Here is a 20,087-nt window from a genome sequence, read left to right as displayed (position 1 = left end):
CCCACGCGGTCGCACCCGCGTCACCGCACCAATACGACAACCGATTTGACCATGTCAGAACACGCTGCTCCCGCTGTTAAACCGGCCGATGACCCGGCCTTCCAGCTGCCTGCATCACTCCGCAGTTTGCAGATGCCGCTGTTAGGCGGCGGACTTGTCGCCCTGCTGATCGGCATGGGCCTGGCATTCTCCGTCAGTGACGCGGACATGCCGCGGTTTGGAATGTCCGCCTACCTGACGGCGTTCCTGTATGTGTTGACGATCGTGCTGGGATGTCTGTTCTTTGTTTTGATCCAGCACCTGGTGCGGGCCGGATGGAGCGTCGTGGTGCGACGTGTGGCCGAATGCATCATGATCATGACCGTCCCGATGGCGTTCCTGTTCCTGCCGATCCTGTTTTCGGTGTTCAGCGAAGGCGCCTTGTTCATTTGGACGGACCCAGAGTATGCGTCCAAATTGCACTTGGACGAAAACATGTGGGAAACCAAAAAGCTGTTTCTCAATGCCCCGTTTTTCCTGTTGCGTGCCCTGATTTACTTCGGCATCTGGGGCGCGTTGGCCGTCTATTACTGGCGTGGCAGCGTGAACCAGGACGAGACCGGCGAACGGGCGGCGACCGATCGCATGCAATACTGGTCCGGGCCGGCCGTGATGGCGTTTTCGCTTTCGCTTAGCTTCGCCGCGTTTGACTGGGGCATGAGCCTGGCGCCGATGTGGTTCTCGACGATGTTCGGGGTGTACATGTTTGCCGGCGGAATCCTGGCCGCCCACTGTGCGATCACGTTGATGACCTATGTGTTGCAGCGAGCCGGGGCGCTCAAAGAAGAGGTCACTCCGGAACACTACCATGACCTGGGCAAGTACATTTTCGGGTTCGTCGTCTTCTGGACCTACATCTCGTTCAGCCAGTACATGCTGATCTGGTACGGCAACATTCCGGAAGAGACCGAATGGTTCTTCAGTCGTCAGGAAGGCGGGTTCGGATACCTGTCGATCGGGCTGATCTTCTTTCACTGGTTGTTGCCGTTCTTCGGAACGATGAGCCGGCATGTTCGCCGCCGACCGGGCGTGATGGCGTTTTGGGCGGCCTACATCCTGGTCGTCCACTTCATCGACATTTACTGGATCGTGATGCCCGAGGCCCGGATGGTCGAGCATCACACCATTCCCGGCTTCGGCGGGGCGCTGGGCATCCTGGCAAGTCTGCTGTGCGTGGTCGGGATGACGGCGCTGGTGGTCGGGTTGGTGCTTCGTGTGGCGGGGGGCAATCGCGTCGTCCCGGTGCGGGATCCGCGACTGCGTGAATCGATCATTTTCGAAAATATTTAGCGTTTTGGGGGACACCGCGTCGCACGTCCCTGTTTTTTCGCCCTCCAGACATCGTCCGCTCGATAAACTTCGAAACAGAGCCATGGCCAAATACGACGACCTGAACACCCGCCAGATTTTCATCATCGGAATCGCCTCTGTCGTTGTGACGGCGGTGACCATTTTGGCGGTTCAATACGTGTACTTTCTGTTGGTGGATGCTCATCAAAGCCGACTGCAGGCCGAGAGCAGCTACAAGCGACAGAACGCGATTTTGGACAAACAACTCGATGCCGTTTCCAAATATGGAGCGGATCCGCTGACCGGAAATGTCACCATTCCGATCTCCGAAGCGATGGAACTGGTGGCAAAGGAAAGCCAAGCGGAATCCGACAATCACTCAGACGATGCCGACACTAAAGACGCCACCTAACACACCCGTAGGATCCAGTCATCTGGAGACCGTGCGGCTCGCCGCCGCGATCGCGCTGATGTTCGCCGCGGTGCATTGCGCCCCACGCGACACCGTGGCTCAGGATGCGGTCCGTCTGGGGTCCAAGGTCGATTTGAACGAGGGGCTTCCGCCGGAGGCACGGGGCATCACCGTCGTTCAGAACTTGGGCGAAACGATTCCGACCAATTTGCCGTTGACCGATTCCGATGGCCGGGCGATCAAGACCGGGTACGTCATCAACGGCAACTTGCCCACCATCGTGACGCTCAACTACAGCGATTGTCCGATGTTGTGCAGCGTCCAGCTGAACAAGTTGACCGAATCGCTCAATCAGCTGGATTTACAACTCAACAAAGACTTCCGGATACTGACCGTCAGCATCGACCCCAAAGAAACCAGTCGTCGCGCGGCGGAAACCAAAGACAAATACGTGTCGGTGTTGTCCAATCAACCCGCTGCGGCCCAGGGGTGGACGTTTGCCACCGCCAAACAACCGATCATCACGAAGCTGGCCGACACGTTGGGGTTTCAGTACCGCTACGACGCGGCCAACAAACAATACAACCACCCGGCGATGCTGGCATTCGTTTCGCCTGAAGGAGTGATCACGCGTTACTCGCTGTCGATCGACTTTCCGCCGGAGCAATTGAAACTGGCGTTGGTCGAGGCCGGTGAAGGGACCGTTGGCAACGCGGTCGATCAGTTCATTTTGTGGTGCTACAGCTACGACCCGGATTCCAATTCCTACACCCCGCACGCGTGGCGAATCATGCGGCTGTGCGGTCTGGGATTCATCGGGGTGTTGTTGACCGCATTGGTGCCCTACTGGGTCGGACGCAAGGGCAACCCGCAGGCCGCCGACGAAACACCGCGGCACGTGAGCGACAACCGCGATAATCGCAACGAATAAACCGACAACGATTTTGGGGCTGCCCCGGAGGCAGTCGCCTTTCAACGAATACTTTCCTTTTCCAATGACACAAATAACTCCCGCGATGATGTCTCTGTTAGGCGACTACACCAGCAGCAAGCTCTCGGTTTTCCCAAAATCCGCGTCGTCGTTTTCCGGCGAATCCGACTGGGTGTTTCATTTCATCAGCATCGTCTGCGTGGTGTTTTTCGTGCCCATCGCGGTGGCCTTGTTCGGCTTCGCGTGGAAGTATCGAAAAGCGAAAGGCGAACCGGCCGACAGCCAGACCGATCACAACACGACGCTGGAATTGGTCTGGTCGATCGGGCCGTCATTTCTGTTGGTCGTGATGTTCTACTTCGGCGCCCGCGGTTACCTGGACATGCGTTCGATTCCCGAAGGTGCCTACAACGTCGGCGTGGATGCCTACAAGTGGGGTTGGGGGATGAACTACGGCAACGGCGTCATCCACCCGGAATTGCACGTCGTCGCCGGGGAACCGACCAAGTTGACGATGACCAGCAAAGACGTCATCCACAGCCTGTACATCCCCGCCTTCCGCGTCAAAAAGGACATCGTGCCGGGCCGATTCAATTACATCTGGTTCAAGGCGATGGAGCCGAGCGAGAAAGTGATGTCGGACGAAGAGCTTAAACAACTGGCCGCCAAGGATAAGGAAGAAAACCTGTCTTGGAACTACGACGAGCGTCAGTGCACGCCCGACGGATACACGTTCTATGACCTGTACTGTGCCGAATATTGCGGGACCAACCATTCGGAAATGCAGACGGTTGTGGTCGTGCACGAGACCCAAGAAGAACTGGACGCCTGGATCAAGCAATACAGTTCGCGTGGACCCGATGAGTCGCCGGCCGCCTACGGTGCCAAGCTGTACGAGCGGCGCGGTTGCAAAAGCTGCCACTCGATCGACGGCACGCGGATGGTCGGACCCTCCTACCAAGGCAGCTTCGGCACGATGCGAGAAATCGTCGGCGGCGATCCGGTCAAAGTCGACGAAAACTACATCCGCGAATCGATCCTCAACCCGAAAGCCAAAGTCGCCATCCAACAGGGTGTGGCCTACCAACCGGTGATGCCTAGCTACAAAGGCCAGCTTTCGGACGACGATATTTACAGTCTGATCGAGTTCATCAAGAGCCTGGGTGACGCGTCGGCAGCGGAAGAAGCTTCGGAATCGGCGGCGGACGAAGCTGCCGAAACGGCGGCGGCAGAGGATGCTGACGCCGAACCTGTGTCGGTCGAATGAACCAGTGGCGGTCGCGGCAACAAAGAATCAACAAGAAGCCGGAGTGATCTCCGCAAATTGACTCCCGAACACTCGGGAAATCTGGGACAATCGCTGTTGCGGTTGACCCTGAGAAAACAACCAACCAACCCATTTGTGAATCAAAGAGAAAACATTCAGTAGAAAGAGACGCCGCCGAAACGGCCTTTTCGATCGTCCCGCGGGCTTGGTCCGCTGGGGGCGCTCGACGGCCCGGTCGGTCGCGTGCTCTGGCCGAATGAAGTTTCCATCGAGGTGAGAGATGTCTGCAGGATCCGTGCCGTCGGGCTATGAAGTCAAAGACCCTGGCTATCCGACTTCGCAAGAGAACTACCTGACCAACTCAAAGGGGATTTTGAGTTGGGCGTTCACGCTGGATCACAAACGCATCGGCATGATGTATCTGATCGGCGTGTCGACCGCGTTCCTGCTGGGCGGGCTGCTGGCGCTCGGAATTCGTCTGCACCTGTTCGCCCCCGACGGGATCCTGTTCAACAACGGCTTGTTCCAGTGGCTGGCCCCGGACAAAGCCCCCAACGACATCTACAATCAGGTGTTCACGTTGCACGGGGCGATCATGGTGTTCCTGTTCATCATCCCCAGTATTCCCGCGGCACTGGGCAATTTCCTGGTGCCGGTCATGCTGGGAGCCAAGGACGTCGCGTTCCCGCGTTTGAACCTGAGCAGTTTTTACCTGTGGGTCGGCGGTGCGGTGTTCTTCGTCATGGCACTGTTGGCCAGCGGATTGGACACCGGTTGGACGTTCTACACGCCTTACAGCACGACGACCGATTCGTCGGTCATTCTGGCGACGACGGGAGCGTTCATCCTGGGTTTCAGTTCGATCTTTACCGGACTCAACTTCATCGTCACGATCAACACGATGCGGCCGCCGGGAATGACCTGGTTCCGCATGCCGTTGTTCCTGTGGGCGACCTATTCGACCAGCATTATCCAGGTTCTGGCCACGCCGGTGTTGGGGATCACGCTGTTGTTGTTGATCGCCGAACGCACGATGCACATCGGGATTTTTGATCCCGAGTACAACGGGGACCCGGTGACGTTCCAGCACTTCTTCTGGTTCTACAGCCACCCGGCGGTTTACATCATGATTTTGCCGGCCTTCGGCATCATCAGCGAATTGATCAGCGTGCACAGCCACAAACGGATTTTCGGCTATCGCTTCATCGCCTATTCGTCGATCGCGATCGCACTGTTGAGCTTCATCGTCTGGGGACACCACATGTTCACCAGCGGGATGAGCCCGATCACGACGATCATCTTTAGTGCGTTGACGTTCACCGTTTCGGTGCCATCGGCCATCAAGGTGTTCAACTGGGTGGCGACGATGTTCAAAGGGTCGATCAGTTTGACCACCCCGATGGTCTATGCGATCGCCTTCATCTTCTTGTTCACCATCGGCGGCTTGACCGGGTTGCACCTGGGGACGCTGGCGACCGACATGCACCTGCACGACACGTACTTTGTGGTCGCCCACTTCCACTACGTGATGGTCGGCGGCACCGTGGTTTCCTTCTTGGGCGGTGTGTTCCACTGGTGGCCCAAGATGGTCGGCAAAATGTACAGCGAGGCTGGCGGGCTGATCTCGGCCGCACTGGTCTTCATCGGCTTCAACTTGACCTTCCTGCCCCAGTTCATTTTGGGCAGCCGCGGGATGCCGCGTCGTTATGCGACCTACGATCCGGAGTTCGCGCCGCTGCACCAGATGAGTACCTATGGGGCACTGATCCTGGGCGTGGGGCTGTTTGTGGCCTTGTTCGTGTTGATCATGTCATTGATCAACGGCAAAAAGGCTCCGGCCAACCCCTGGGGTGGTGCGACGCTGGAGTGGAATTGCACGTCACCGCCGCCGTTTTACAATTTCGAGCGTGCTCCGGTGGTCGGCGACCCCTACGAGTTCGGCGACATTCGCTGGGATACGGAATTGGATCGCTATGTGAAGGTCGAACCGGAGCGTGAAGTGGTTCCGTCAGAGACGCCCGCGGAAACGCCCGCCCACGCCGGGGAGTAAAGCGCCGGCGCGTTCATCATGGACCGGATCGTCGCATCCCGATGACGGACGATTCGGTCGATTGTTATCGTTTACGAGTTGTATTTGTTTTTCATTCCTTCGCTTGCTTGATTCATTCAATGGCTACTACCGACGCTGGGCTCGTGTCCGACGCGCATGAACAACCCGGTCACGGACATTCCGACCATGGCCACGGTGATCACGATCACCCGTCGTACTTGGCGCACCATTTTGACACGCCCGAGCAGCAATTCGACAGCGGCAAGTTGGGGATGTGGTTGTTCCTGGTGACGGAAGTCCTGTTTTTCAGCGGGATGTTCTGTGCCTATGCGATCTTTCGTGCCTGGCGACCGGAGGTGTTCGAAGGTTGCAGCCAGTTTTTGAATACCAAGCTCGGTGCGATCAACACCGGCGTGCTGCTGTTCAGCTCCTTCACGATGGCGTGGGGTGTTCGCTGTGCCCAGAAAGAGCAGCACAAGCTGCTGACCGTGATGCTGGCGACGACGCTCTCGTGTGCGACGATATTTTTGGGCGTCAAGGCGATCGAATACTCCCACAAATGGCACTTGGGATTGTTGCCCGCCGGTTTGTTCAGCTACGACCCGAGCAACCCGCATCCGGTCGGCGGCCCGAATTACCTAGCCTACATCTGTGCCCCGTTCGCGATCATCACGGCCGGTGTCGCGGTCTGGTTGGTCGTCAGCTTCCTACGCGGCGCGAAGTTCCAATTTGAATGTGCCAAACCCCTGTTGGTCGTCTGCCTGTGCTTTTTCGTCGGTGTTGGGCTGGGAACGATCCTGGAAAGCGGCGGCGAAGAAGGGCATCACGAGGGCGACCACGCGGCCGTGGCCGCCGTGGAAGGCGAACACGGTGGTGCAGCCGAACATGGCGAAGAACATTCGCATGAGAAGGAAGGCGAGCACGCCGAAGAGCCTGCGGCGGACGCCGTGGTCGATCTGCCGGCGGCCGGTGCGATGGTGAACGAGAGCGCCGACTTGGCGGTCATCGAGCGACTGGCGAGCGATGCAACCAACACCGGCCTGCAAGACGAATTGGCGGCTCGACGGGCTCAGTCACAGCAGTCCGCTGGCGGTATCCTTTACGATGTGACCGATGACACGTCGGCCACCATCGCCAGTGCCCCCGAAGACGTGCTGCGACCGAGTCGCGCCGGCGTGTTCTTCAGCATCTACTACTGCATGACCGGGATCCACGCGATTCACATTCTGGCCGGGATCGGTGTCCTGGTTTGGTTGTTGGTCCGTTCAATCCGCCAGGACTTCAACCGCAATTACTTCGGTCCGGTCGACTACGTCGGATTGTATTGGCACATCGTCGATATGATTTGGATCTATCTGTTCCCGCTGATGTACCTGATTCGATAGCGGCTCCCGCGATCAGTGCCCGGCACCGGGCTGAACCCTCAACAAAACAATTTCCCAGTATCGATCTCTCATGTCTGCTCACGAAAACGCTCAAGAAGGGTACGATTTCGCTCACCCGCTGCCGCTTCCGCTGTTGGCCGGCACCTTCCTGGTGCTGACCCTGTTGACGGTGATCACGGTCGCTCAAGCAAGCTTCAACTTTGGCAGTTTGGACGTCTTGATCGTGATGGTGATTGCAACGATCAAAGCCGTCTTGGTCGGTGCAATCTTCATGCACCTGGCGTGGGACAAGCCGTTCAACATCCTGTGCTTCATCGGTTCGTTTGTGTTCGTCGGATTGTTCATCATGGCCACGTTGTTCGATAGCCGCCAAACGGCCAAAGACGACATCCCCGTGTTGGACGACGCCGTGGTCGCCGCGCCGGCCGAGATGTAGCGGAGACTGGGCCACGGGCATTGGTTTTCGAGGACTTCAAACGTTGAAGTCACTCAACCTGCCAGGCCTCGATTCGATTGCCGCCTTGGGCAACCAGTTTAAACGGGGTTGAACAACACGCGCCGCCTAACGCGCGTGAGCGTTTCGTGGTCCGTTCACATTGCGTCGTTTGTTGAACCCCGATGGGGTTCCAATTCTCATTTCTTCCCGGCACCCGGGGTGCGCTTCGCGACCCCGGGCTGTGTTGTGGCACCGCTTTGCGGTGGAAGTCGAGGGCCACGTTCTGCATCGAAATAGGCGACTGCCCTCTGGGTTGTCGGGCGACAACACTTTACTGGAAAACCAAGTCGCTCAGTAATAAGTTTCACCTCCCTGCGGCTCGGATTCTCTCAAGCATCACCAATCGACCCTCCCTTGCGGGGAGGGGTGCGTCTTCACCTCGGTGCTCGTCCCGACGGATTGCTGGGTAGGGGAGTTTGGTCCGGTGGCGGCCGACGGGTCGGTTTTTAGCGGCGAGCTATACTGGAACGGTGCCGCTCTTAACTTTTTGCGGCGAACTTCTTCCGTCAGTTCGGCCCGTCGTGACCCGCAAAACTGTCCTGACCGATTCAATGCAGACCGATTCGTCGCCAGCCGATTCGGATGCGCGGTGGCGTGACGCGCCGCCGAGCGCATCGACAGGTCACCGTCGGACGCCTGCGCAATCTCAATCTGGCGTGGCGGCGACAGCGCCACCAGCCACCGCACCCCCAATCGAACCCGCCTGTGCGGGAGAACAGCCTTCACCCGCAGTCGACCCCGATGCGTCCGCCGACCAGCAACCGCGGGGAATCGTTGCCCGACTGGCGACGATTCGCAATTCTTCCTGGCTGGTCAGTGCCGTCTTGCACCTGATCGCACTGATCATTCTGGCGCTGCTGACGTACCGGATGGGAGGCACCGAGCGGGGGCTGTTGATCGACGGGGCTTGGTCGGGTCCGGAACCGACCGCCCGGCTGGAAAGTATCACCATTGCCGAGGCGACGGCTGAGAATCAAAACGAGTCGCAGGAGTTGCCTGTCGACGTTGAGAACGTGGTTGTCAGCGACCAGCTTGCCGACGCGTCGGTCCTTGCGCCCGAACAGGCGTCGGTGATGGAAGAGAATTCGCTGCAGGGCGCGCTGTCCGGCGGAGCCACACGGGCGGCCGACCACGTCGTTTTCCTGGGCGGCGGCGGGATGTCCGCGCGAACGCCGGAGGGAAGGAAAAAGTACGGTGATCGCTACGGTGCGACGGCGGCCAGCGAGGCGGCCGTGGAAAACGCGTTGCGCTGGTTGGCGAACCATCAACGACACGACGGTTCCTGGTCGTTCGATCTGCGTTTGGCTCCCTGTGAAGGTCGATGTCGGCACGGCAGGAAGGAGAATGACGACACACCGACGCCGTCAACCGCGGCAACAGGACTGGCCCTGCTGGCGTTCCTGGGGGCCGGCTACACCTCCGAGACCGGACCGTACCAGGATGTCGTCCAACGCGGACTTTACTACTTGCGCGGCACCGCGGCACAGACGCAATTCGGGTACGACTGGCAACAAGGCGGCAGCATGTACGGGCATGGGATCGCGCTGATGGCGATTTCCGAAGCCTTGGGGATGACCAAGCATGACGATCGCTATGACAGCGATCTGTATCATTACGCCAACCTCGGCACTCGATTTACCGTGCTGGCGCAGCATGACAATGGTTCGTGGGGGTACACGCCCGGCAGCCCCGGCGACACCACCCTGACCGGCTGGCAGATCTTGTCACTGATCGGGGCCCGCAAGGCAGGGATTCAAACCCGCAGCGATACCTTCAGCCGCGCCAAAGCGTTCTTGATGAGCGTTCGCGAAGAACCGGAATTCCGGTTCGGTTATCGTTCGCCGAAAGCGGAAAAGACGACGACCGCGATCGCGCTTGCGTTGTTGATTTACTTGGGGCAATCACCCGGGTACACGTTGTTTGATGAGGCGGTCGACCAGCTGGCCGAAGACGGCCCGACGCTGACCAATGTGTATCACGATTATTACGCGACGATGGCGTTGCACCATTATCGCCATCGCGGCTGGGAGACCTGGAACGATCAACTACGCGATCATCTGGTGCGCAGCCAGGCGACCGAAGGCCACGAAACCGGCAGCTGGCACTTTCATGACAAATGGGGCGATATCGGCGGCCGCGTTTACACGACCGCGATGTGCGCGTTGACCTTGGAGGTTTATTACCGGTTCCTGCCGCTGTACGACCAGCCGCCGGAGTTTCCGCTGTGACCGTCGCGTCACTCACTCTCCGTCCGACGGACACAATGATACCGCGACGTCGCCATGCGTCAGTGCAGCGATTTGGTGTCTCGGATTGCAAACACTTCGACATCCACGCCCGGGGAGTAGTGGGCAAGGGCTGGGCGTTGCTGCGGCTTCGGTAGCCCGGCGGAGGCGATCAACTGGTCGTCTATCTCCGTCACTTCGGCCGACCACACGTCATAGGGTTTGTGGTGCACTTGGCCGCAGTACACCCGCCGGTTCTTTTCGACGAACAGTAAGTAACGCTCAAATAAAAAGTGTTCCAGCGAGTCGGGGGTGGAGGGGCCCAAGTGATCGGTCACGCGAAACGCGACTCGGTGATTGGCGCGTCCGCCACGGCGAACGCTCTGGTAGATTTGCTCGTCGCCACGCTGTTCGTTGGACATCCGTGCAAAATAGTATGGAAGCGACCAACCGATCCGTGCCGCCAGGACTGCCAAACGCGAACTGGCGTCGAGCGAAAAGAAGTAGACGCCGGGCCGGTCGTTGTGGACCACATAGGTCCGGACGTTGGTTTCCAGAAAGTTGAACGCCAAGTGGCGCGGCAGCCAGGACGGTCGTATGTGGCGCATCTTGAAGGGAACGATGCCGACGAACGCGCGGCCGCCGTACGTGTCCAATTCCATCGCAGCGGGAAGATGGGGCCGCAGTTGGGCCGCATCGAACTCCCAGTGACAAAATAGCAATGACTCCCAACGTTGCGTGCCCGAATTGGCCCCGGGAGGTCGTTGCGAGGGTGCCAAGCGATCGATCATCGACGTCGCCCATTTTTGAAGATAGGGTTATAGCGGCAGCGAAAGTCGCCAGTGACTTGTTGACAAACTCCGCTAACCCGGGGATCAAATTCGATGGCAAAACAGAAACCGGAAGTCAGCGTACGAACCTATGGACGGTATTCGAAATGGGATTCCGGGTCGAAGGAGTTGCCGTCGTTTCTTGAATCCACCACGCGGATTCCGGCGGAAGTGGACGTCGAGTTCGGATTGGTGATCAACGTGGTGGGCGGCAAGAACCTGCCGCTGCACTTTTGTATCGACCACCCCGGGATTCGTGATGCCCAGGGCAAACGCCGGCCACCCTTTGAAGACGTGGTCTATGTGAAAACCAACGACTGGGATTTCTATCTGGGCGACACCGTCTGGGAACCGATCCAAGACAAGATCGGCACCTGGCGAATGACGCTCACTTTGGAAGACCAGATCGTGGTCGAGCAAAGTTTCGAAGTCTATCACCCCGCCAACCAGCGGCGCGCCGCTGAACCGCTGCGCCGCCAGTATCGCTTGCTATGGATTCCCGGGCTTTAGCACGATTTTTCTGCCCCCCCTTTTTCTGTCCTCTCGGACCTGAGCCGCTAAAACTCCCTCGCGCTACTTTCCGTCGGACTTGGGAAATCCTCCGGCACGTCGGTCAACGTCACCTCGCCGGTCGCCGCCCATTCACAGCCGCGGACCAGTGTGGTAATGAACCCGACTCCACTGAAGGAGACGGCGTCGTGTCCCATCGTGGTGTGGAAGATCCGCCCCTTGTCGTAGTCGATCGTCATCAGCTTGGGTTCGTGGCGGCCGGTGCCCTTGTATTTGGGGTCGGCGTAGGCGGTGGCCAGGATGGTCATGTTGACCGCCGGTCCGCGTAGCTTTTGATACAGTTCGTCTTTGGTGTGCATCCAGGCGCTCGGCAGGCCTTTGACGATCGGGTGGTCGGGCGTGCGCACGACGACCTGGTACTCGTGCGCCGGTCCGTGGTTGCCGCCCGGTCCGGCGCTGGTGTCGCGGACGACTTCGCCGTCCAGGTTCAGGTAGACGTAGGGGCCGGATTGCTCATTTCGGCCGCCCCAGCCGCCCAGGCCGATCATCTTGTTGAACTCGTTCCATTCTGCAAACGAGTTGTCGGCGGCGTGGATCACGACCAGGCCGCCGCCGCCGGCGATGAAGTCTTCCAACGCCTTTTGCGTCGCTTCGGGCCAGGGCGCCGCGTTCCAGCCGAAGTTGCTGATCACGACGTCGTAGTCGGCAAAGTCGGGTTTGAAATCCGGATCGGATTTGGGTTGGGGCAGGTCTTGGTACTGCTTGCCGTCCTCGAGCGGGAATTGTTCGAGCAGTTTGCCGCCTTTCCAAGTGAATTGCGTCCGCTGGATGTCGACGGTGAAGCGGCCGGATTCCTCTAGGTACTGCTTGGTCATCATTGTGGTTTGTGGCCACGCGGCGTGGTTGTTTTGACCGTCGATGATCAACGCCCGCAGTTTCGCGTCCTCACCACTCGCTTGTGTCAGAAAGCCGGAAAGGGGGGCGAGGGCGAAAAGGGACAGCAGGGCGACGTTGATCGCGCGGCGAGTGGCTTGTTTCATGGTGGTGGAGATGTTGTTTGATAAGGTGGGGGCAAAAAAGGACTGCGGGGAATCAATTCTCCAATGTAACTCCCCTAGCCGCAACGTGTGCTCGAGGCACAGAGTTTAGACAAAACCCGCCCTTTAAGTATTGGTGTCTACACGATTTACAATGGCTCCCTTCTCCCCCGGCTTTGCGGGGGAGAAGGGCTGGGGATGAGGGGGCCAGCGCGGCGAAAACTGGTTGGGTCGATGCCCTTTCCCTCCAGCCCCGCTCTGGCCAAAACAGACCGCAGTGGAATTCACTCTGTGATCAAATAAGGATGCGATGGAACGCTGTCTTTGTCGGTTGCCTGTGTGCCCGTCAGCGAGGTCGCTCGGGGCCGTCCCGTTGAGATGTGGTGGGTACTAGGCATGTCACAAAAGAAAAAGCCCCCCGCGATGACTCGCGAGGGGCTCTGTGGCAAACGCAGACTCAGTCCGCGGCGACCTACTCAGGTTTCTGCTGGTCCGGTTCCGCATCGTTTTGGACGTTCGCGTCTTCGGAGATCATGCGTTCGTAATCGGCAAACGCTTGCTCGTCGGCGCTCTCCATCACGTTGGACGGTTGCGGCTCTCCGCACCCGGCCAAGGGCAATGCCAGCAGGGCCGCAAAAACAACGGGCCAGAAAAATTGAGGTCTCATTGCGTGACTCCTTTGGGCAAGCGGAAGACTACTGATTGAGTTGTTCTTCAATCGTTTCATTGCTTGCCCGCGTGCCCAGTGCACCCCAAAGGCCATAGGGGCTGATGCTGCCGGGGGTTTGTCCACCGGTACCATTTCGCCAAACCATACCGGCGCGACTGTTGCCGGCCTCGACCGAATCGGTCATGAACACGACCGCGCCATCACCCATCAGGATGTGCGCACCGCCCTGGTGGCGGCTACTGGGCGGAGCCAGGAAGGTCCCGCCGGGGTTCCGTTGAGCACAGATTTCCGAGTTGGGCGGCAGAATCGTGTGAATCGTGGTCATCTCGACCCGGTGATCGGCCCAGCGGAATCCGCGTCCGTTGGTGCGGTTCATCATTTGCAGGTTCGGCTCCCAGAATCGAGGACGATCCGGATCGAGGTAACCTTGGTCCTCGCACCATTTCGGGTTGTCACGAATCAACGCCCAGGCTTGAGTCGATTCATGGTCCGCCAGCGTACGTTTGTCCCGGTCACCCAGGTCGGTTGCGATTTCGGCCATCGCGATCGTGTTGGACAATCCGTCCAGCACGTCGCGGAACTTCGCCCGTTTGTGTTGAACAAACATCCCGCGGTCGGTCGCCAATGAGTGCTGCATCCAACCGCTGGTTTCCGGGTACGTTCCGTCTTCGGGGTTGGGGAACTGACGCCCGCCGCGAATCGACCAATAACACGAATCGCCCAGGTTGACGGCGTAGTTGGTTCGTCCCAGGGCCGGCAAGCCGACGCCCGGGTCACTCGGGCAGCGCAAGGTCGGGATTTCCGTCACCCAGGGGATGTACCTGGCCTGAGTGGGGACCGGTCCCATCGGTGGCCAGGGCGGATTGTAGACCACCGTCGAGTCGATGGCGTCCTTGTTGTTGGGATTGGAGATTTGGTCCCAAATCCCTTGCTGCTCCATGAACGGGGTCAGGCCAACCAGGGCGCTCAACCGCCACGAGTTAGAGTGGGAATAATTCCGCCACCAATCATGGTTCGGTCCTGTTTGGCCGAATGAGGGTGCGGCTCCGCCGGGGCTGGTCGTTCCCACCCCATGCATCGGCAGCTCTTTGTAGGCTGCGTGGTAATTGTGCACGGCGATCCCGATTTGCCGGAAATTGTTACTGCAGCTCATCCGTCGCGCCGCTTCGCGAGCCGCTTGGACTGCCGGCAGCAGCAGTCCGACCAAGATGCCGATAATGGCGATGACAACCAACAGCTCCACAAGCGTGAAGCCCGATTTCGCATGCCGATTCATAAGAGCCTCCTGAAAAGGAAATAGAAAAGAATGGCAAGGTAGCCTTCAATGTATTCCTTTTTGGGGTGGTTCTACCGGCGAAAATGTCAGTTAATGCGGTTGATTGTCACTTTTGTGGCTTTTCGGCCGTGAATTTGATCTACCAGTAGTGGACGAGGCGACGAGTCCATTCGGATTGCCAACTGCGAGGACTCCTCGCGTCGTCCACTACGGGTTGCCGATGCTAGCGGCCGTCGCGGAGTCGGTAGCCGAGAAAGTTATCGAGTTCGGTCTCGGCTTCGATTTTCGCGATCGTGTCTTCGATGTCGTATTCGACGCGGTGAAAGAAGACCTGTTGCTGGTCGTAGATCACGTAACAGCTGCGTGGATCCAGGTCGCGTGGCTGGCCGACGCTGCCGACATTGATCATCAGCCGCGTCGACGGATCGCTGACGTCGTAGCCTTCGGCGACATCATGGGGCCGCAGAAATTGCAGGTCGGTGGTAAAGATGCCTGGTACGTGGGTGTGACCTTGGAAACACAGGTGCGGGACCAGCGAGAACAACTTTTCCATCTTCTTGCTGTTCTGGATGTCCTCGGGCATGACATATTCGTTGGTCGGTCCGCGTGGGGATCCGTGCACGAACAGGATGTTTTCTTCGCGGATGGTGCGTGGCAGCCCGCACAGGAAATCCAGCCGCCGGCGGGAATCCGAGGGGGGGGCGGCGTCGCCAGCGGAATCACCGGCGTGGTTTTCCAGCTTGCTGCGGGTCCAGAAGATTGCTTGTTCGGCCGCGGCGTTGAATCCTTCGGGGTCGAACAGCGCGCTGCTGTCGTGGTTGCCGAGCACGCAGAACGCGAACTCCATCACCACGTCCAGGCATTCGCAGGGTTGGGGGCCGTAGCCGACGACATCGCCCAGGCAGACGATGCGGTCAACTTGTTGGGTTTGGACATGCTCCAGCACGGCCCGCAGCGCGGTCAGGTTGCCGTGGATATCGCTTAGGATCGCAGTTCGGGTCACTTAACGTCCGTGTTTGATTCGGTCGCCGAGTTGGTCGGACAAGTCGGGTTGGGCGTAAATCTTGTTGGCTGTCGTTTCAATGTCATATTCGACTCGGCGATAGTTGACGGTAGGACCGCCGGGGGCGTCTTTGTCCAAGATCACGTAACACGCGCGGTTGTCTTCGTCACGCGGTTGGCCGACGCTGCCGACGTTGACCATCGCTTTTTCGCTGGTCAGCCGATATTGGTAGTCGCATTCATCGGGCTGGATGAACTCACAGTTCGTCGTGAAGATCCCCGGCAAGTGCGTGTGCCCCATGAAGCAGTATTGTTTGACCTTGCCGAACAAGATTTCCATTTTCCGCTGATCGAAAATGTATTCGGGGAAAACGTACTCGTTGGTCGGATCGCGGGGGGATCCGTGAACGAACTTGTATTGATCCTCGTCACAGTAGCGGGGCAATTCGCCTAGGAAATCCCAGCGTCCGTTGACTTGGGAGGCGTTGCCGGGGCCGTTGTCCAGTTGGTCGCGGGTCCAGTAAATCGCCTGCAACGCCATCGGGTTGAAGCCGTCGGGATCGAACAGCGCGGCCTGGTCGTGGTTGCCCAGGATGGTGACCTTGCAGTGTTTCATCACCTGGTCCAGGCATTCGCAGGGATTGGGCCCATAGCCAATGATGTCGCCCAGACAGTAAATTTCGTCTACCGATTGGGTACCGATATCGGCCAGAACCGCGAGCAGCGCTTCAAGGTTGCCGTGAATGTCGCTGATCAGGGCTCGCTTCACTTTGTTTGGTCCTGGCGGGAAAAAAGGGCTGAGAATCAAAATGGGGTTCGACAAACGAATCCATCGGTCGGCGAATTGTAAAGGTAACCAAATTTTCGCGACAATCCCACGGCACAGACGCGAATCGGCGCGTCCGACGCCGCATTATTTCTAGTTTCCTCACAACCCTCGATGATTCAGCTCGCCCTGGAAACCACCGGAACAAACGGGTCGATCGCCGTTTTGGATGGCAAAAATGTGCTGCTGGATCGTCGATTCGGCCGGCTGCGACGGACTGCCGCGGAGATTGCCGGACAATTGGACGGTGCACTCCGCTGGTGCGAGCAGCAAGAGCGGCGACCGGCGGCGATCGCGGTGGCAGTCGGTCCGGGATCGTTCACGGGCCTGCGAATCGCGATCACGACGGCCAAAACGCTGGCCTATGCTCTGGAAATCCCTGTGATCCCGGTCGGTTCGCTCGCGGCGATCGCTGCAGTGACGCTACACGATCGGCCCGCCGGGCACGCTCTGGTGGGGCTGAACGCCTACCGCCGCCAAGTTTTCGCCGCCGAATTCTCGCGCGAGGAACTGACCCGCGACAATTTGATCCACCGCTGCGACGATCGCGCCCAGGTTCTCTCTCGCGGCGATTGGGACCGCCGCGTCGCCGAAACGCTTGAGTTGTCCGATTGGGTGATCGCGGGGGATCGTTCCATTCATTCCGATTCGGCAGCCGATCGGGTGTCCGCCTGTGAACACTCCGATGCCGTCGGCGTCGGACTGGTCGCGGCCGGGCTGGTCGCCGGCAGTGCGCTACAGCCGCCGAAATGCTTCAGCGATCCCTTCACGCTCTCGGCGCGCTATCTCAAGCCGAGTGCGGCTGAGGAGAAGGCAGCTTCACGCTGATCGATTCCTGGCTGCGGCGAACCCCGTCGGTGCCGTAGTAGATGGTCGTCTTCTTTCGGTGGTCGTAAACGGCGGTCAATTTCACACTCCGCGGCCCGTGCACGCAAAAGTACAACCCACACGATTCTCCGCCACGTAAGACCTGTCGACGTGTCATCGGAAACTGTCCCGGTTCCAATTGACCGAGCCGGCACAGGTAGGCTTCGACGTGTCGGCAAAATTTGTCGAAAGAAATGGTTTGCGAAGAAAACCCGATCATGTAGGCAGATTCACTTGGTGGTGGACGGACGAGGGGAGACGAATGCCCCGGCAGCCAGTCCACACCTTCGGTCGACCGGCCACCGTTGCAGCGTTGGTATCGGCGGCGGGGACGCGGAAAATTAGTTTCCGAGAAAAGCTATAGGTGGGAACGTCGAGCGTCTTGTTCGGTCACACGCTGGAAAATGTCCCTCAAAATCCGTTGTTCCAGTGAAGTGTCGCGGCCGAGTGAAATCCAACCCAAGGTCTGAGGGGAATCACCCGCGCCGCCGACCTGGCGAACGACGGTGCCGTCGTGGCGCCGCGTCGCAGTGGTCTCGGTGGCGTATTGCGTCCGGTCGGTGTCCTCAAGGTCCTTTTGAACGATCACCTCGACCGTGTAGGCGGCGCCGCGCGGGCGAACGATGACGGTCGCCTTGCGGCGGATCGATTGCAGCGTGCTTTGCAACGCTTCGAATCCCGCCGTGCTGTCCTTGCGCCACGGCTCCAACACCGACGCGCCGACGCGATACGACGTTTCCAACCGTCCGTCCAACAGATAGTTGGCCGAATTCTGCACCGGCTGTTCACGCGAGATGCGGAAGTAGTCGTCCACCGTGTCGACGACTTGAGACCAAACGAATTGGTCTTCTAGCGGCGGCAATTCCAACGGGTTGGGGATGAACTGCTCGGGCGCGCGGCGGTCCAATCGATAAGCCAATTGACCGCAACCGGCGACGACCAGCAAGCAGCCAATCACAAGCAGCAGCGATGCGACGTTTCGGAATCGTGGGACAAGCATCCTGCTAGGCACGGTTTGGTTTGGAGGAACTCAACAGGCCGTCAAGCCTTTCGCTTTTCGCGGCCGGCGAAACTCTTGGCGAGTTCCGCTACTGCAGTCTGCTAGTATTCCGCCGCAGCTTCACTTGCGGGTAGCCGAAGGGTTCGGAGAGTCGCCGTGTTCTCCGAACTCGGCACCCACAAAGCGAAGCGTTGCCACGCGCCGACCTCGGAGAGGACGGCGACTGTCCGGCCCAACCGAAAACCAAGCTGCGGCGGAATACTAGACGTTCCGATCACCTTATCGGTAATCCGAATCGCGTGTCGGCCCGGTCGCGATGCTGGTCGGACGCAGCGGTTTGGCACCGGGCATGTCGTCGGGATACATCGACCAGACCGGGACCTTCTTTTGCATCTCGCGCATCATCTTGGCTTGGGAGGCGGCGATCTTTTCTTGTTTGATCTTTTCGCGAATGTCATCCTGCACCTGGGCCAGTGGTGTCACTCCGGCCTCTTTTCGTTCCAAGACACGAATGATGTGCAGCCCCTGATCGTCCTCGATGATCTCGCTCATCTTGTTTAGCGGAATCGAAAACACTTGCTGTTCGATCGGCTTGGACGCCAGCGACCCTTCGGAGGTCCAATCGTGTTGCCCGCCGTCGGCTGCAAAGGGTTCTTCGCTCTTTCGTTTCGCAGTCTGAACCCAGCCCGAGTTGAAGTGGACTTCACGACCGATTTCGATGATCCGCTTCCTCGCTGCTTCCCGTGAGGGATGGTTGGCAAACAGCACCGAAAGTTGTTCCCATCGCGCTTTGGCTTTGTGGCGATAGGAATCCAAATCATGTTGGTAGGCGGCGTTGATTTCGGAGATCGTGACCGGCGGGTCTTTTTCGATCTTGCTGCGCATGTACATGTGGCCGAGCATCATGTCGGTGAACTCACGTTGACGCGCTCGCAACGACGTTCCCGTTTCCCGCAGCTTTGCGTCCAACTCGGTCAGGTCTTCGGTGCCGTACTTTTCCTTCAGCCCTTGGAGTTCGTTTTCGAAGAACATCTGTCGGGCGCGACTGGTCATCATCTCACTGACTTCACGGCGTTTTTCGGCAGCCTGGGTTCCGACCTGTTCCAGTAAGAACGACTCACTCATCATCTTGGTTTGGATCGCTTGGGTCAGCGCGCCGCGGGCCAGGTTCATGCGGGCCGGGGCGAGTTGTTCCGGAGGAAGTTTCAGGTTTTTCTCTTCGAGCACCTGGTTGATCCGGCCGTCCACCTTGGGCTGGATATCGCCCCACAGGATCGGCGATTGACCGACGACGGCCATGATCGTGGCCGGATCGTCGGGCAACGGGGCGACGTCGGCCGGCAGCGTCGGGACTTGCCCGTGCAGCACCGTCGGCGATTGACCGGTGACGCCGACCAGCAGGGCGGCCGCCAGCAGATGCAGGACGGCTCGGCGGATCGCCGGCCTCTGCAGCGGCGGTCGTGATTGCGAATTGATTTGAAAAGGGGACATCATCCGCCCGCAGCGAAAGGGTGGAACAAAAAATCATTGAGGAATTGAATTGCACGAATTGGCTTGTAGACACCGCCAAGCAATGAAAACAAGAGCATTCGCAGGGGAACGCCCCGAATCGCCCTCTCGCCGGTTACCAGCCTCCACGACGCTCATCATTCTGCCATCGCTCTCCCAGCTCCCACCTCCCAGCTCCCAGCGAGGTGACGGGACACCGAGGCCAGGTGGCGAGGTAGGAAGATTTTGGAGTTTAGAAAATTGACCCGATCGATTCGGCCTGCCGATCAGATCGCCATTGACAGCGGTGCATACCGGCGGCTATTTCGGCGTTTATGGCTTGGGTCGGACGGCCGTCGAGGCGACCGGTCCGAGCCGAACGACCGAATCAACACCGCACACACAGGCGGATTTCGAACGTAGGCAAACGTTTTGCGGGAATCGTTTCCTGTCCCCAGGTTTTCTGGGCGACGGAGCATTCAACGC

At 59.0% G+C, this 20,087-nt stretch carries 19 protein-coding genes; 10 read left to right on the top strand and 9 right to left on the bottom strand.

The features are described 5' to 3' along the window. Window positions 1-51: 51 nt before the first annotated feature. The 8 genes from H1B37_RS07170 to H1B37_RS07135 all read left to right on the top strand — a co-directional run bounded on the left by H1B37_RS07170 (window position 52) and on the right by H1B37_RS07135 (window position 10,098). Window positions 52-1,329, top strand: coding sequence for a hypothetical protein (locus H1B37_RS07170; RefSeq protein ID WP_182865947.1), 1,278 nt, complete (start codon window positions 52-54; stop codon window positions 1,327-1,329). Window positions 1,330-1,411: 82 nt separating this feature from the next. Further along, window positions 1,412-1,741 carry a hypothetical protein gene (locus tag H1B37_RS07165; protein ID WP_182865946.1) on the top strand — a complete coding sequence of 110 codons (330 nt, stop codon included), beginning with the start codon at window positions 1,412-1,414 and terminating at the stop codon, window positions 1,739-1,741. Further along, a complete protein-coding gene (locus H1B37_RS07160) occupies window positions 1,716-2,672 on the top strand; it encodes an SCO family protein (RefSeq protein ID WP_182865945.1) in 957 nt (318 codons plus the stop codon). Before H1B37_RS07165 ends, H1B37_RS07160 begins: the two co-directional genes overlap by 26 nt. An 85-nt stretch (window positions 2,673-2,757) precedes the next feature. Then, the gene (locus H1B37_RS07155; RefSeq protein ID WP_286177498.1) at window positions 2,758-3,939 is read left to right on the top strand and encodes a cytochrome c oxidase subunit II; all 1,182 of its coding nucleotides are present in this window, start codon (window positions 2,758-2,760) and stop codon (window positions 3,937-3,939) included. A 280-nt stretch (window positions 3,940-4,219) separates the two neighbouring features. Further along, a complete protein-coding gene (locus H1B37_RS07150; protein ID WP_182865943.1) occupies window positions 4,220-5,989 on the top strand; it encodes a cytochrome c oxidase subunit I in 1,770 nt (589 codons plus the stop codon). 119 nt (window positions 5,990-6,108) lie between these two features. Next, entirely contained in the window at window positions 6,109-7,374 is a 1,266-nt protein-coding gene (locus tag H1B37_RS07145) for a cytochrome c oxidase subunit 3 (RefSeq protein ID WP_182865942.1), read from the top strand. Window positions 7,375-7,444: 70 nt separating this feature from the next. After that, window positions 7,445-7,810 carry a cytochrome C oxidase subunit IV family protein gene (locus H1B37_RS07140; protein WP_182865941.1) on the top strand — a complete coding sequence of 122 codons (366 nt, stop codon included), beginning with the start codon at window positions 7,445-7,447 and terminating at the stop codon, window positions 7,808-7,810. A 716-nt stretch (window positions 7,811-8,526) separates the two neighbouring features. Next, entirely contained in the window at window positions 8,527-10,098 is a 1,572-nt protein-coding gene (locus tag H1B37_RS07135) for a prenyltransferase/squalene oxidase repeat-containing protein (RefSeq protein ID WP_182865940.1), read from the top strand. Window positions 10,099-10,157: 59 nt separating this feature from the next. Here the strand turns inward: H1B37_RS07135 and H1B37_RS07130 are convergent, their stop codons facing one another. After that, a complete protein-coding gene (locus H1B37_RS07130) occupies window positions 10,158-10,886 on the bottom strand; it encodes a YqjF family protein (protein ID WP_182865939.1) in 729 nt (242 codons plus the stop codon). Between the two features lie 93 nt (window positions 10,887-10,979). On the opposite strand from H1B37_RS07130, the gene H1B37_RS07125 reads away from it, so the two are divergent. Next, entirely contained in the window at window positions 10,980-11,435 is a 456-nt protein-coding gene (locus tag H1B37_RS07125) for a DUF3859 domain-containing protein (RefSeq protein WP_182865938.1), read from the top strand. A 47-nt stretch (window positions 11,436-11,482) separates the two neighbouring features. On the opposite strand, the gene H1B37_RS07120 is transcribed toward H1B37_RS07125, so the two are convergent. The 5 genes from H1B37_RS07120 to H1B37_RS07100 form a co-directional block, all read right to left on the bottom strand. Continuing rightward, complete coding sequence (locus H1B37_RS07120) at window positions 11,483-12,475, bottom strand: ThuA domain-containing protein (protein ID WP_182865937.1); 993 nt, start codon at window positions 12,473-12,475, stop codon at window positions 11,483-11,485. Window positions 12,476-12,944: 469 nt separating this feature from the next. Next, window positions 12,945-13,139 (bottom strand): hypothetical protein, encoded by a 195-nt coding sequence (locus tag H1B37_RS07115; protein WP_182865936.1) that lies wholly within the window; start codon window positions 13,137-13,139, stop codon window positions 12,945-12,947. Between the two features lie 28 nt (window positions 13,140-13,167). After that, on the bottom strand, window positions 13,168-14,418 hold the full coding sequence (locus H1B37_RS07110; RefSeq protein WP_182865935.1) for a DUF1559 domain-containing protein: 1,251 nt from the start codon (window positions 14,416-14,418) through the stop codon (window positions 13,168-13,170). A 223-nt stretch (window positions 14,419-14,641) separates the two neighbouring features. Beyond that, entirely contained in the window at window positions 14,642-15,421 is a 780-nt protein-coding gene (locus H1B37_RS07105; RefSeq protein ID WP_182865934.1) for a metallophosphoesterase family protein, read from the bottom strand. Continuing rightward, on the bottom strand, window positions 15,422-16,189 hold the full coding sequence (locus tag H1B37_RS07100; RefSeq protein ID WP_182865933.1) for a metallophosphoesterase family protein: 768 nt from the start codon (window positions 16,187-16,189) through the stop codon (window positions 15,422-15,424). Between the two features lie 171 nt (window positions 16,190-16,360). Here H1B37_RS07100 and tsaB point away from each other — a divergent pair, with 171 nt between their 5' ends. After that, window positions 16,361-17,074 carry a tRNA (adenosine(37)-N6)-threonylcarbamoyltransferase complex dimerization subunit type 1 TsaB gene (gene tsaB, locus H1B37_RS07095; protein WP_182865932.1) on the top strand — a complete coding sequence of 238 codons (714 nt, stop codon included), beginning with the start codon at window positions 16,361-16,363 and terminating at the stop codon, window positions 17,072-17,074. On the opposite strand, the gene H1B37_RS07090 is transcribed toward tsaB, so the two are convergent. The 3 genes from H1B37_RS07090 to H1B37_RS07080 all read right to left on the bottom strand — a co-directional run bounded on the left by H1B37_RS07090 (window position 17,034) and on the right by H1B37_RS07080 (window position 19,607). Continuing rightward, window positions 17,034-17,333, bottom strand: coding sequence for a hypothetical protein (locus H1B37_RS07090; protein WP_182865931.1), 300 nt, complete (start codon window positions 17,331-17,333; stop codon window positions 17,034-17,036). The genes tsaB and H1B37_RS07090 overlap by 41 nt on opposite strands. 138 nt (window positions 17,334-17,471) lie before the next feature. Next, a complete protein-coding gene (locus H1B37_RS07085; RefSeq protein WP_182865930.1) occupies window positions 17,472-18,113 on the bottom strand; it encodes a hypothetical protein in 642 nt (213 codons plus the stop codon). A gap of 279 nt (window positions 18,114-18,392) precedes the next feature. Beyond that, window positions 18,393-19,607: a peptidylprolyl isomerase gene (locus tag H1B37_RS07080; RefSeq protein WP_286177497.1), complete on the bottom strand. Its 1,215-nt coding sequence runs from the start codon at window positions 19,605-19,607 to the stop codon at window positions 18,393-18,395. Window positions 19,608-20,087 lie beyond the last annotated feature (480 nt).

The sequence above is a fragment of the Stieleria mannarensis genome, assembly GCF_014154935.1.
GTDB lineage: Bacteria > Planctomycetota > Planctomycetia > Pirellulales > Pirellulaceae > Stieleria > Stieleria mannarensis.
The sequence above is the reverse complement of the archived record's forward strand: the minus strand, read 5'-3'. Positions and strand labels throughout refer to the sequence as shown.